This is a genomic window from Pseudomonas sp. Leaf434 (assembly GCF_001425545.1).
GTDB lineage: Bacteria > Pseudomonadota > Gammaproteobacteria > Pseudomonadales > Pseudomonadaceae > Aquipseudomonas > Aquipseudomonas siliginis.
Window position 1 is genome coordinate 561,783 of sequence record NZ_LMQZ01000008.1, and the last position, 12,571, is coordinate 574,353.

Sequence of the window (12,571 nt, forward strand, 5' to 3'; positions counted from 1 at the left end):
GTCTTCTCTCGGATAAAGGCGAGGAATCAATGGCGATGTTCGCGGGTAACCCCGGCATCGAATTGCGCGACGATCTGTTTCCAGCCAGCGGCGGACAGCGCCGCGTCGGACAGATCCTCCGCAGGCGCGAGGTCGGCGCTGCGGTTCAGCCAGATGTCCGGCGCCGCGTTGGCGTCAGTGCCGACACGCATCAAAAACGAACCGGCGACATCAGGCGTCGCACTCCGACCGAAATAGGCACGATCGGCGAACATCTGCCATGCGTGACCGCCACGGCTGACCGAACTGGCATCCTGCGCGAACGGCGCGAAACCTTCTTCGGCGAGCATTTGTGGTGTCGGCAGGGCTTTTTGCTCTTCGCGCAACAAGCGGATTTCGTCGAGGGTCACGCGCAGGTCGGCATAGATGCCTTGCTCGGCGGCGCTGAGATCGCGGCGGGCGTCGTACTGGTTGCTGGCGACCGGCTCCGGTTCATGGGAAACCCCGCGCCACGCCACCACCGAGCCGGCGACCGCGAGGATCAGCAGGCACAACAGCAGCACATTGAGGGTTTCATGACCGGCGCCGGCCGGGCGTACCACTTGCGTCGTCGGGCTACTCATGGGGCTTCGATATCCGCCTGGTCGATTTCCACAACGTGGCCGGGGCCAGCGTCGAACAGCACATAGAACTCGCTGCCGGGCTTCTTGAACGTCAGGGTCGAGTCTTCGCCCAGTTTGCCCGGCACCAGAATGGTTTCGTCGTAGCCGATCACGTCGAGCGTCACCCCCGGCGCGCCGCTGCCATCGGAGAAACCGCCGGTGCATTTGATCTGTTCGGCATCGATGGCTTTGCATTCGCACATCGGATTGTGCGCCAGGGCGCTGGCACTGAACCCGGCGCTCAGCACCAGCAGTGCGGCACCAGCCAGCAGGCGGGGGTGGAAGGGTGAGCGAGTCATGGTTTGGCTCCTTGTTTGTTCAGCCACGCAACCGTGGCGGGGGAGGCTTGGCTCAGGGGAATCGCGGCTTGGTGCATGCTGCCGTCCCAGCCTTCCATGGTGATCCACAGCTCGGCGTCAGGTTTGGTCTTTGCCGGGATCGGCATCTGCGTGCCCATGCGGTAAGGGGTACCGAAGAAGATCGTGCCGGCGGCACGCAGACTGCGCGGTTTGCCGATGCGCAGGTAAGTGGCCTTGACCTGTTCGACGCAGGTATCACAAACGGCGGCAGTGAAATCCTTCATATAGCCGGCCGGACCGCTAAGGTGCGGCGCCTCTTCGCGTAACTCGGCCAGACGCAGGCTCCACGGGCCAACCTGAACGGTGCCTATTTCACGTTGGCCCAGGCCGCTGTCGCCGCGAAACAGCGAGGCATCGGCAAAGTATTTCGGCATGAAACCCAGCGGAATCAGCAACAGCAGAACATTGATGTGGAAACGCCACTTGTGCCAGAAACGCGACAGGAGCGACGGCGGTGTGACCGAGATGGCTTTGTTCACAGGCTGGCCTCCGAAGGTTCACGGCGCAGCGCCGGTTGGGCGGTGACGCGGTTTTTCTTGTCCTCGCGTTTCAGCGCATTGGCGGTGGCCAACGCGGTGCGCTTGGTCCAGATCAGCAGGCCGCTGAGGATCATCATGCTCAGCAACAGACCGAAGAAGAACCAGATCAACTTGATCCAGATGCCGCCGAAGTCACCGGTGTGCAGCGGGCGCATGGATTCGGTGACGAATTCCAGCGAGGATCGATCGGACAGCAAGCGAGAAGAAGCCATTTCGCCGTTGTACGGGTTGAGTGTTGCGGTCTGGTACATCAGCGGATACCAGCCGCGGCCGCTGACGCTCATGTGTGAGTAGGCATTGCCAGGCAGATTGACGTAACTGGCCTCCAGCCCCGGAATCTTCTGCTGGGCGATTTCGATGGCGCGGTCCAGGCTGATACGCGGCGGCGGGGTGCCGGCGGCCGAGATCGGCACACTTTCGCGGGACATCGCCGGAATAATCGGTTCGCTGGAAATGGAAATCTGGTTATCGAACAGGATCGCCTTGATCAGGAACCAGATGCCGGTGATCGAGATCACCGCGATGAACCAGATCGACCAGATGCCGCACAGGCGATGAAAGTCGCCCCAGAAGATCCGCGCACCGTGGCGTACGCGCAGGGTCGGGCGCAGAAAACCTTTCCAGAAGCGCTTGTACACCACTAGCCCGGTAATCAGCGACACCAGCATCGGCACGCCGAGCAATGACACCAGATACCAGCCCCAGCTATAGCCATTGGTGAACGGCACCAGCCACCAGCCATGCAGGGCGCGGGTAAAGGCCTTGAAATCGAAGGCTGGCGCGGTGCCCTGAATGACCCCCGTGTACGGATTGACATAGACCGTCAACGAGCGCCCGTCGGGGTAGCTGACTTCGACATCGAGGGCAAAGTGCGACTCGTCCGGACGATTGATGCTCTGCACCAGGGTTTGCGGCTCGGCCTGTTTGATCGCGGCGAGAATCTGGTCGTAGCTAAGTCGCGGCGCATCGTCCGACGGCTGACTGGCGCGCATTTGCGGGTTGGCCAGCCAGACAATTTCCTGGCTGACCACCGCCAGCGTGCCGGTAACACAGACGATCAACACAAAGAACCAGATCGGCAACGCCAGCCAGCTATGCACCAGGAACCACAGTTTGGAACGGGATTTCTTCGACATGATTGCGCGTCTTGATTGCGGTGGAAGGGGCCGGGCTACGGGCTTCGCAGCACGGAACTCCCCCGGGAGGCCGTTCGTGGCTTTTGCCTACGCGAACGGCCTGCATTCCTATAAGACGGATGAGCGAAGAAAATCCCGAAAGCGGATATGAAAGTAAATGTTTCGCAATTACATCGGCAGTGCATTTTTGCCGGTTGATTCGAGGTGAAAAACCTCAACCTTGGTTAAACATCTCCATCGCCCGCTGGCGAATCTGCTCTTCGCTCAGATCCTCTTTGTGCGTGGCGAGAAACCACAGATGGCCGAACGGATCTCTCAAGGTACCGCTGCGGTCACCGTAAAACTGGTCTTTGACCTCGGAGACGCTTTGCGCGCCGGCATCCAGCGCTTGTTGAAAGGACTGGTCGACATCGGTGACATACAGGTGCAAGCCGATCGACACCGCCTGCTGTGGATTGCTCAACGGCCCTTGGTCGCAGGGCGTGCCGAGCATGATCGCGCTGTCGCCGATACGCAGTTCGGCGTGGCCGATATTGCCGTCGGGCATGGTCAGGCGCATGACTTCGCTGGCATTGAAGGCTTTCTTGTAGAACTCGATGGCCTCGGCGGCCTGTTGGATGCCGAGATACGGGGTAATGCTGTGATACCCCTCGGGAATGGGTTTGACGCTCATGACGTTCTCCCTGTTTTTGTTTTCAACAGATGTGGTTACACCGGATTTACCCGGAGCAATCACTATAGAACCGTCCTTGCTGCGCAAATTGTTCGCCGACGAGCAGCGTCATCACTCATCGCGAAAGTGCGGGCCTGGCCCTCGGTCACCGAGCATGTCGCCTTTATTGCGTAACGGACACGCCTCCATGGACAGACAGCCGCAGCCGATGCACCCGGTGAGCTGATCGCGCATCAGCGTAAGTTGCCTGATCCGTTCATCGAGCTCGCGCTGCCATTGTTCAGACAGCATTTTCCAGTCCGCCGCCGACGGCGCGCGATCCTGCGGCAGGATCTTCAGCGCTTCGCCGATTTCCGCCAGCGGTATCCCCAGCCGTTGCGCAACTTTGATCAACGCCACCCGGCGCAGGACGGCGCGCGGATAGCGGCGCTGGTTGCCGGCATTGCGTTCACTCTTGATCAAACCTTTGGCTTCATAAAAGTGCAGCGCCGTGACTGCGACGCCACTGCGCGCCGCAACCTCGCCCACGGTGAGAGGCTTGTGCACCTGGTCTTTGCTGATCATGCTGATCATGCTGAAAATGCTCTTGACCTTGACTTAACTAGAGGTTTTACCCTGCAGCTCTTCGGGTCGCAAGGCTCGCTTCAACATGAGTGGGGGCTTTCCATGAGCAATCGCAGCTTTACCCAATTGATCGAATTCGAAATCGAACCCCGCCAGCAAGCAGCGCTGGTCTCGGCACTGGCGACGCAGACCGAGGGGCTGGCCCAGCGTTACGACGGGTTTCTCAGCGCCAGTGTGCAGGCCAGCGACGACGGCCGTCGCGTGTTGAGCTTTTTGCAGTGGCAAAGTCGCGAAGCGGGCGAGGCGGCATTTCGCAGTTTCGAACGCGGCGAAGAGGATTTCTGGCAGTTGATCCGTACGCATCGGGCGAAAACCGTGACCTTCAACTCGTTCCAGGTGCACAGCAGCATTGCCCGCAGCCACGACGACGCGCTGCACTGCCGTCTGCCGGTCAGCCAGTATTAGTGCCAACCTGATAGCCACTATTGAGAGCGTTGATTTCTGCGCGAGCGTGCCCGGGCGTAGCCTTTCTCCATCGACCCCACATTGCTCGCCAGGACGCTCCCATGAACCGTTTACTGACTGTTTCGCTGATGCTCGCTGTTTCCGTACTCGCCGGCTGTGCCAGCCACGTTTCGCCAGAGCTGCGCCCCTATACCGCTGAAGAATCCCGCGAGCTGGCGCTGGAAGCGCTGAACCGCAGCGGTTTGTCGTTCGACGAATACCACGCGAAAAAAGCCCAATTGCTCGGCCAGCCGCAGAAAACTTTCGGCTTCGATCAACAGGGTGAGATGAGCGCCGAACGTGCCATACAGCTGCACGGTCGTCCAAGCTGAAAGCAAACTGTACTGCTTGAAGTTTTCCCTAACTGTCCGTGGGTTTGCCGGGCCGTGTGGGATAGGGTCAATAGCTGAATGACCCTGGATGGACTGCCTCGATGAACCTCTCGCTTGATCTGCTGTTGGCCTTTGCCCTGTTTGCCCTTGTCACCTCGATCACACCGGGGCCGAACAACACCATGTTGCTGGCGTCCGGAGTGAATTTCGGTTTCAACCGCACCATTCCACACATGCTCGGCATCAGCTGCGGCTTCTTTCTATTGGTGGTAGCGGTGGGCTTCGGCCTTGGTGCGGTGTTTCAGGCCTACCCGATTCTGTATACGGTGCTGCGGTATGTCGGCGCGGCGTATTTGTTGTATCTGGCGTGGAAGATCGCCCACTCCGGCCCGGTCGGCGACAGTGTCGACGGCGAGGCGAAACCGATCAGTTATCTGGGCGCCGCGGCGTTCCAGTGGGTCAATCCCAAGGCATGGATCATGGCAATCGGTGCCATCAGCACGTACACGCCGATGCAGGGCTATTTCTACAACGTCGTGATCATCGCGGCGGTCTTCGCCATCATCAACCTGCCCAGTGTTGGCCTCTGGGCCGCATGCGGCACGCTGTTGCGCAATGTGCTGAAAGATCCGCGCTGGTTGCGCGTGTTCAATTGGGGCATGGCAGCGCTGTTGGTGATCTCGCTGTATCCGTTACTTCTGGAAAGCTTTCACTGACGCATTGCTTCAAACGCCGGCCCGATGCCTGTTAAGCTCGGTTTCAGGAGCGTTCCTACGCACTTTTAAATGAAGCCCCACTTCTTTAACGGCATCCGATCAGGTATTGATGACGCTCTCGAACCCCATGCACAGCTCACGAGGCTGTGCATTGTCGTTTGCAGATACGAGCCTCCTGATCCCGGAACACGCTCTGCGAGTCCTTTATGAACACACGTCCGTTGTATTTCGATTACGCCGCCACCACCCCGGTGGACGAGCGGGTCATCCAGGTGATGATCGAATGTCTGGGTTTTCACGGTAACTTCGGTAACCCGGCGTCCAGCTCCCACGCTTTCGGCCAGCAGGCCCGGCAGACGGTCGAGCAGGCGCGCCGGCAAGTTGCCGATCTGGTCGGCGCGCAGCCTGAGCAGATTGTCTGGACCTCCGGGGCCACCGAATCCAACAACCTCGCCCTCAAAGGCGTCGCTCAGGCCCGTGGCGTTTGCGGCGGGCACATCATTACCAGTCAGATCGAACACAAGGCCATTCTCGACACCGCCCGGCAATTGCAGGATTCGGGCATTGCCGTGACCTATCTGGTGCCGGACGCCCAAGGCTTGATCACGCCGCAAGCGGTCAGCGAAGCGATGCGTGACGACACCTTTCTGGTCTCGCTGATGCTGGTCAACAACGAGTTGGGCACGGTCAACGATGTCGAGGCGATTGGCGAAGTGGTGCGCAGTCGACAGGCGTTGTTTCATGTTGATGCGGCGCAAGGCGCCGGCAAAGTCGCGATCGATCTGAGCCGCTGGCCGGTGGATCTGATGTCCTTTTCCGCACACAAACTCTACGGCCCCAAGGGCATCGGCGCCTTGTATGTCGGCCCGCAGGCGCAGCAACGCTTGCAGGCACAGATCCACGGCGGCGGTCATGAAGGTGGCTTGCGCTCCGGAACCCTGGCGACTCATCAGATTGCCGGGATGGGCGCTGCATTCGCGCTGGCCGCCGACGCATTCGATGAAGAGAAAAAATCCATCATCGCTTTGCGCGAACGCTTGCTCGAACAGCTTTTGAAGTTGCCCGGCGTGCGCCTCAATGGCAGTGCCTCGCAACGTATTCCGCACACCCTGAGCCTGACCTTCAGCGAGGGCGAGTTCAACAGCGCCGCATTGAGCCATTCGATCGCGTTTTCCGCGACGTCGGCGTGTAATTCCGCAAGCAATGCGCCGTCCCACGTGCTGCTCGCGCTCGGGCACGATGCGCGGCTGGCGGGGCGCACCATTCGCTTGAGCCTCGGGCGGTTTACCAAAGTCGAGGATGTCGACAAGGCCGTTGACCTGATCACAACCGCCTGCGCCAGTGCTCCGGCATTCTGGGCGACAGGGCTCTAAACAGCAGACGCTTTCCATGGCCGCGAAGGCTACGAACAATAACGATGACGCGATTAGCAGGAGACATGATGAGTTCCCACACCTTGACCGAAGGATCGGTGCCTCAGCGCCTGGCGCATACCCGTGAACTGATGCGCCGCGAAGGCATCCATGCGCTGCTGGTGCCGTCCGCCGACCCGCATCTTTCGGAATACCTGCCGGGTTATTGGCAGGGCCGGCAATGGTTGTCGGGTTTCCATGGCTCGGTCGGTACGCTGATCGTCACCGCTGATTTCGCAGGCGTATGGGCCGACAGTCGTTACTGGGAACAGGCGACGAAAGAGCTCAACGGCAGCGGCATCGAACTGGTCAAACTGCAACCGGGGCAGCCGAGCCCACTGGACTGGCTGGCGGAGCAAACCCCCGAGGACGGCGTGGTTGCGGTGGATGGCGCGGTAATGGCGGTGGCTTCGGCGCGCACACTGAGCAGCAAGCTTGAGGCACGCGGCGCTCGCCTGCGCACCGATATCGACCTGTTGCAGGAAGTCTGGCGTGATCGCCCGAGCCTGCCGAACGCGCCGATCTATCAGCATCTGCCGCCGCAAGCGACTATCAGTCGTGGCGAGAAACTGGCGAAATTGCGCGAAACCTTGCAAGAACGTGGTGCCGACTGGCACTTCATCGCCACCCTGGATGACATCGCTTGGCTGTTCAACCTGCGCGGCGGAGATGTCTCCTTCAATCCTGTGTTTGTTTCGTTCGCTTTGATCAATCAGCAACAGGCCACGCTGTTTGTGGCGCTGAGCAAGGTCGATGCCGATCTGCGTGCCGTGCTCGAACAGGATGGCGTAACGCTACGTGATTACAGCGAAGTGGCCGATGCATTGCGGTCTGTGCCGAGTGGCGCGAGCCTGCTGGTCGATCCGGCGCGAGTGACCACGGGGTTGCTGGATAACCTCGACAGTGGCGTGAAACTGGTCGAGGGCCTCAACCCGACTACGTTGGCCAAATCGCAGAAAAGCGAAGCCGACGCTCAGCACATCCGCAAAGCGATGGAGCAGGATGGCGCGGCGTTGTGCGAATTCTTTGCCTGGCTGGAATCGGCGTGGGGGCGCGAGCGCATCACCGAACTGACCATCGACGAGAAACTTACCGCTGCCCGTGAACGTCGTCCCGATTACGTTTCGCTGAGCTTCAACACGATTGCCGCGTTCAACGCCAATGGCGCGATGCCGCACTATCACGCTACCGAAGAAGAGCATGCGGTGATCGAGGGCGATGGTCTGTTGCTCATCGATTCCGGTGGCCAATACCTCGGCGGTACCACTGACATCACGCGGATGGTCCCGGTGGGCACGCCGACGCAAGAGCAGAAACAGGATTGCACGCGCGTGCTGAAAGGCGTGATTGCCTTGTCGCGGGCACGTTTCCCGAAAGGCATTCTGTCGCCGCTGCTCGACGCCATCGCTCGTGCGCCGATCTGGGCTGACAACGTCGACTACGGTCACGGCACCGGTCATGGCGTGGGCTATTTCCTCAACGTTCACGAAGGTCCGCAAGTGATCGCTTATCAAGCGGCACCGGCACCGCAGACGGCGATGCAGCCGGGGATGATCACCTCGATCGAACCCGGCACTTATCGCCCGGGCCGCTGGGGTGTGCGCATCGAAAACCTGGCGATGAACCGTGAGGCCGGCAGCAGCGAATTCGGCGACTTCCTCAAGTTCGAAACCCTGACGCTGTGCCCGATCGATACCCGCTGCCTGATTGCTGACCTGCTGACCCACGAAGAAAAGCAGTGGCTGAACGACTACCACCGCGAAGTGCGTGAGCGACTTAGTCCATTGCTGGATGGCGCGGCGTTGAGCTGGTTGAACGAGCGCACTGTGGCCATTTGATCGATTTACCCAAGGCACCGCTCGCGATGCCTTGGGGCTTGGCTTCAGTCCTGGCGCAATGCCTCTTCCACGAAGTCGAGTCGATCCTGACCGAAGAACAACTGATCGCCGATAAACATGCTGGGGGCACCGAAAACGCCGCGCTTGATCGCGGCTTCGGTGTTTTCCTTGAGTGCGGCTTTTACTGATTCGTCGTTGGTCAGCGCGATTATCTCTTGGGGGTCGAAGCCGTTTTCAGTCAGCACGGCAGCAATGGTTTGCGGATCGTTGAGGTTACGACCTTCTACCCAAAGCGCCCTGAACAGGCAATCGACGAATTCGGCGAAACGCTGCGGCTGGCGCATCTGCATGCCAGTGACGGCACGCATCAATATCAGTGTGTTGATTGGAAAGTGCGGATTGAATCTGAGCTGTACGCCGTAGCGTTTGGCGAAGCGATCGAGGTCCTGAAACATGTAGCGGCCCTTGGCCGGAATCATTGCCGGCGAAGCGTTGCCGGTGGCTTTGAACACGCCACCCAACAGCATCGGGATGTAGATCAGTTCGCTCTGGGTATCGGCGCAGATTTTCGCTAGCTGAGTGTGCGCCAGATAGGTGGCGGGGCTGCCGAGGTCGAAATAGAATTCCACAGTTTTCGTCATGATCAAATTGCTCTCTTATTGTTGTAATGAGGGGGGAGGGCTTACCAGCGTTCGTTCCAAGGACGCAGGTCCAGCTCAAAAGTCCAGGCATCCCGTGGCTGACTGTGCAGAAACCAATAGTTTTCGGCGATGTGCTCTGGATCGAGAATGCCGTCCTGATCCTTGGTCGCGTATTTCTCGGGAAAGCTGTTGCGGATGAAGTCGGTATCGATCGCACCATCAACCACGACGTGGGCGACATGAATGTTCATCGGCCCCAACTCTCTCGCCATGCTTTGCGCGAGTGCGCGGATGCCATGTTTGGCTCCAGCGAAAGCGGCAAATCCAGAAGCACCGCGCAGCCCGGCCGTGGCACCAGTGAACAGAATCGTACCGCGCTGCCGAGTGACCATGCGCTTGGCCACTTCACGGGCATTGAGAAAACCGGAGAAGCAGGCCATCTCCCAGATCTTGAAATATTTGCGCGCGGTTTCTTCGAGAATGCTGCAGGGCACGTTGGCGCCGATGTTGAAAACAAAGGCTTCGATCGGGCCGACGCGGGTTTCGATGTCTTCGATCAAGGCGATGACGTCTTCTTCCTTGCGCGCATCGCAGGCAAAACCATGGGCCTCACCGCCCTCAGCGATGATTGCGTCAACCAGTGGCTGCAGCTTGTCGGCGCTGCGACGGGTTACGCAGGCAATGAACCCTTCACTGGCAAAGCGCTTGGCGATGGCCCCACCCGTGGCATCGCCGGCACCGACAACCAACACGACCTTGTTGTTATTCATGGATGAATCCCTTTTGGTTAACGATCGTTTAGTTAACGAACGTTATGCTAGGATCCGGGCAGCGTCAAGGCGATCTATTTTCAGGAGAGGACATGCGTTATTCACCCGGGCACAAATCGGAAACCCGCGAACGATTGCTGCAAAGCAGCGCAGTGTCGGCAAAAAAATCGGGGTTTTCCACGGTGGGCGTGGATGGCTTGATGAAAGCCATCGGCTTGAGTGGCGCGGCGTTCTATAGCCACTTTTCATCCAAGGATGCGTTGTTCGCTGCCATCGTCGAGCGAGAGTTGAGTGAAAGTCTTGAGCGCCTTGGTGGCCAGGGTGGTGCAGATAGGCAGCGGCTGGAGCGTTGTCTGAAGCAGTACCTGAGCATGGCCCACGTCGAGCAACCAGAGTCCGGTTGCGCGCTGCCGACATTGGGCGCAGAGGTTGCCCGTGCCGATATGCAGGTGCGTGAGCAGGCTGAACAGTGGATCTGCCGTCTTCAGCAGGGCTGGGCTGAGATCCTGGAAAGCGAGAGTCTGGCCTGGTCGGTGCTGTCGCAATGTGTGGGTGCGTTGGTGGTCGCGCGAATGCTGGCAACACCGGACGTGCAGCGTACGGTGTTGCGCTCGAGTCATGAGCAAATCACTCGTCAGCTCGCTTTGCCACGAGCCGAGTAGTTATTTGCAGATGACGATCATGCTGCGGCTGGTATAACCGGCGGGGTTCAGGCCGAACGGATAATCGCCAGGTTCCTCGACGGCATCCCCGGATTTGGCGATCACCTTGTAACCCTTGGGGGCGCAGGAGTTGGCTGCGCTGCTGTAGCATTTGTCCCATGAGGATGAAAGACCGGAACAGTTGATGTGCAGTCCCTTCTTGCCGCGTTTGACCTGGGTTTCCGAAGTCGCCGCGCAACTCGCGATCGCCAGCAGGGCGATCATTAGCAAAATTCGTTTCATTACCATCCTTAATAGCGGCCGCGAGTCTGGTGCTCGGGTCTGCCTGTATTCGCTCGCGTTTGCAGCGTGGTGCCGTCCTTTGCGAAAAAATCCATGCCTGGCGATGGGTTACGCAGCTAAACATGGCCTAAATGAGCGCCAATTACCAGAGCCACTTTCGCTACGCTTCAGTCAGCCGCGACAGCAGGCTTTGCTCCACTGCCCATCGTCAATGTTGCGCCCACCGAAGCCAGAATAATGCACAGGATGGCCAGCCATTGTGACAATGAAAGGTATTCCTGGAGAAAAAGCAGGCCTGACAGCGCGCCGAAGGCCGGCTCGATACTCATGAGCGTGCCGAAGGTGCGCGCGGGCATACGCGTCAGCGCGACCATCTCCAGGGTGTAGGGCAGGGCGGTGGACAGAATGGCGACGCCGATAGCGATCGGAATCAGTGATGGTGTAAGCAGCGCAGCGCCGGCATGAACGATTCCGATCGGTGCCACGAACAGCGCTGCGATCATTACGCCGAGGGCTGCCGTCGTCACCCCGTTATCGGCGCCGGCCTTTTGCCCGAACAGAATGTACAGCGCCCAGCAGACCCCGGCGCCCAGCGCATAGCCCGCTCCGACGAGGTCAATGCCAGCAGTGGTTGCCCCAGTAGGTATTAATAGGAGCAAACCGACTGCAGCGAGCGCGATCCAGACAAAATCGATGGCGCGGCGGGAGGCATATATAGCTACCGCCAATGGGCCGGTGAATTCCAGCGCAACGGCGATGCCCAGCGGCACTGTGCGCAGCGACATATAAAAGAGGAAGTTCATTCCTCCCAGTGCCATCCCATAGACGATGACGGTACGAAGGGATTTGGCGGTCAACTTTGCGCGCCATGGGCGGAGCAACAGCAGCATGATGACGCTGGCAAAGATCAGGCGCAGCGTGGTTGTTCCTTGTGCGCCGATAATGGGGAACATGCTTTTGGCCAGAGAAGCGCCCGACTGGATGGACGCCATGGCTATCATGAGCAGGCAAACCGGAAACAATGTGGAAGCAAGGGAGCGAGGTTGATCATTCATTGCGCGGCAGCATCCAAGGCAAAAACACAGTATTGTTGTGGTAGTGGGCAATATACTGCGCATTGGATGGGGTCGCGTCTATATATAGAAAGCGTTTTTGCTGATTTGAAAGAAAAGCGAAATTAACGGTTGACGGCAGATTCCAGAGGTCTATAATTCGCCCCACTTCCGGCGCAGTCGAAACGGAAAACTCCTTGATATTCAAAGAGTTATGCGGTTTTCGACAGTGGCTTGCTTCAGATTATCGAAGCCTGGAAGGAGTTGAAAGAGCAGTGATGTGTAGCTCTTTTAACGGTTCGATCTTCTCGGTCGAAAGCGGAGAAAAGAGGTGTTGACAGCAGCGATTAACGCTGTAGAATTCGCCTCCCGCTAACGAGAGATCGGAAGCGCAAGTGGTTGAAGTTGTTGAAGAATTCTTCGAAAACTTCTGAAAATAATCACTTGACA

General features: G+C 58.9%; 16 protein-coding genes. 6 read left to right on the forward strand and 10 right to left on the reverse strand.

What is annotated here, in order from left to right; all coding sequences use genetic code 11:
• Positions 1 to 26: 26 nt before the first annotated feature.
• The 6 genes from ASG55_RS17350 to soxR all read right to left on the reverse strand — a co-directional run bounded on the left by ASG55_RS17350 (position 27) and on the right by soxR (position 3,912).
• Positions 27 to 602, reverse strand: a complete 576-nt coding sequence (locus ASG55_RS17350; RefSeq protein WP_056788582.1) for a DUF6162 family protein — start codon at positions 600 to 602, stop codon at positions 27 to 29.
• Positions 599 to 940: a hypothetical protein gene (locus tag ASG55_RS17355; RefSeq protein WP_056788584.1), complete on the reverse strand. Its 342-nt coding sequence runs from the start codon at positions 938 to 940 to the stop codon at positions 599 to 601. Before ASG55_RS17355 ends, ASG55_RS17350 begins: the two co-directional genes overlap by 4 nt.
• Positions 937 to 1,479, reverse strand: coding sequence for a hypothetical protein (locus tag ASG55_RS17360; RefSeq protein WP_056788587.1), 543 nt, complete (start codon positions 1,477 to 1,479; stop codon positions 937 to 939). The genes ASG55_RS17355 and ASG55_RS17360 overlap by 4 nt, the downstream gene beginning before the upstream one ends.
• Positions 1,476 to 2,675: a PepSY-associated TM helix domain-containing protein gene (locus ASG55_RS17365; RefSeq protein WP_016770800.1), complete on the reverse strand. Its 1,200-nt coding sequence runs from the start codon at positions 2,673 to 2,675 to the stop codon at positions 1,476 to 1,478. The genes ASG55_RS17360 and ASG55_RS17365 overlap by 4 nt, the downstream gene beginning before the upstream one ends.
• A 214-nt stretch (positions 2,676 to 2,889) precedes the next feature.
• Positions 2,890 to 3,348, reverse strand: coding sequence for a VOC family protein (locus ASG55_RS17370; RefSeq protein WP_056788589.1), 459 nt, complete (start codon positions 3,346 to 3,348; stop codon positions 2,890 to 2,892).
• 111 nt (positions 3,349 to 3,459) lie between these two features.
• The gene (soxR, locus tag ASG55_RS17375) at positions 3,460 to 3,912 is read right to left on the reverse strand and encodes a redox-sensitive transcriptional activator SoxR (protein ID WP_056788635.1); all 453 of its coding nucleotides are present in this window, start codon (positions 3,910 to 3,912) and stop codon (positions 3,460 to 3,462) included.
• Positions 3,913 to 4,014: 102 nt separating this feature from the next.
• On the opposite strand from soxR, the gene ASG55_RS17380 reads away from it, so the two are divergent.
• The 5 genes from ASG55_RS17380 to ASG55_RS17400 all read left to right on the forward strand — a co-directional run bounded on the left by ASG55_RS17380 (position 4,015) and on the right by ASG55_RS17400 (position 8,714).
• Entirely contained in the window at positions 4,015 to 4,377 is a 363-nt protein-coding gene (locus ASG55_RS17380; RefSeq protein ID WP_056788591.1) for an antibiotic biosynthesis monooxygenase, read from the forward strand.
• Between the two features lie 101 nt (positions 4,378 to 4,478).
• Complete coding sequence (locus tag ASG55_RS17385; protein WP_056788593.1) at positions 4,479 to 4,748, forward strand: hypothetical protein; 270 nt, start codon at positions 4,479 to 4,481, stop codon at positions 4,746 to 4,748.
• A gap of 101 nt (positions 4,749 to 4,849) precedes the next feature.
• Positions 4,850 to 5,464, forward strand: coding sequence for a LysE family translocator (locus ASG55_RS17390; RefSeq protein ID WP_041478477.1), 615 nt, complete (start codon positions 4,850 to 4,852; stop codon positions 5,462 to 5,464).
• Positions 5,465 to 5,670: 206 nt separating this feature from the next.
• Complete coding sequence (locus ASG55_RS17395; protein ID WP_056788596.1) at positions 5,671 to 6,837, forward strand: aminotransferase class V-fold PLP-dependent enzyme; 1,167 nt, start codon at positions 5,671 to 5,673, stop codon at positions 6,835 to 6,837.
• A gap of 68 nt (positions 6,838 to 6,905) precedes the next feature.
• Positions 6,906 to 8,714, forward strand: coding sequence for an aminopeptidase P family protein (locus tag ASG55_RS17400; protein WP_056788600.1), 1,809 nt, complete (start codon positions 6,906 to 6,908; stop codon positions 8,712 to 8,714).
• A gap of 44 nt (positions 8,715 to 8,758) precedes the next feature.
• Here ASG55_RS17400 and ASG55_RS17405 read toward each other — a convergent pair whose 3' ends face one another.
• Positions 8,759 to 9,355 (reverse strand): 2-hydroxychromene-2-carboxylate isomerase, encoded by a 597-nt coding sequence (locus ASG55_RS17405; protein ID WP_056788602.1) that lies wholly within the window; start codon positions 9,353 to 9,355, stop codon positions 8,759 to 8,761.
• A 41-nt stretch (positions 9,356 to 9,396) separates the two neighbouring features.
• Positions 9,397 to 10,125 (reverse strand): SDR family oxidoreductase, encoded by a 729-nt coding sequence (locus ASG55_RS17410; protein WP_056788605.1) that lies wholly within the window; start codon positions 10,123 to 10,125, stop codon positions 9,397 to 9,399.
• 92 nt (positions 10,126 to 10,217) lie between these two features.
• On the opposite strand from ASG55_RS17410, the gene ASG55_RS17415 reads away from it, so the two are divergent.
• On the forward strand, positions 10,218 to 10,787 hold the full coding sequence (locus tag ASG55_RS17415; protein WP_056788606.1) for a TetR/AcrR family transcriptional regulator: 570 nt from the start codon (positions 10,218 to 10,220) through the stop codon (positions 10,785 to 10,787).
• Here the strand turns inward: ASG55_RS17415 and ASG55_RS17420 are convergent, their stop codons facing one another.
• Both ASG55_RS17420 and rhtA read right to left on the reverse strand, forming a co-directional pair.
• Positions 10,788 to 11,069 carry a hypothetical protein gene (locus ASG55_RS17420; protein WP_056788609.1) on the reverse strand — a complete coding sequence of 94 codons (282 nt, stop codon included), beginning with the start codon at positions 11,067 to 11,069 and terminating at the stop codon, positions 10,788 to 10,790.
• A 167-nt stretch (positions 11,070 to 11,236) separates the two neighbouring features.
• On the reverse strand, positions 11,237 to 12,124 hold the full coding sequence (gene rhtA, locus ASG55_RS17425; protein ID WP_056788612.1) for a threonine/homoserine exporter RhtA: 888 nt from the start codon (positions 12,122 to 12,124) through the stop codon (positions 11,237 to 11,239).
• Positions 12,125 to 12,571 lie beyond the last annotated feature (447 nt).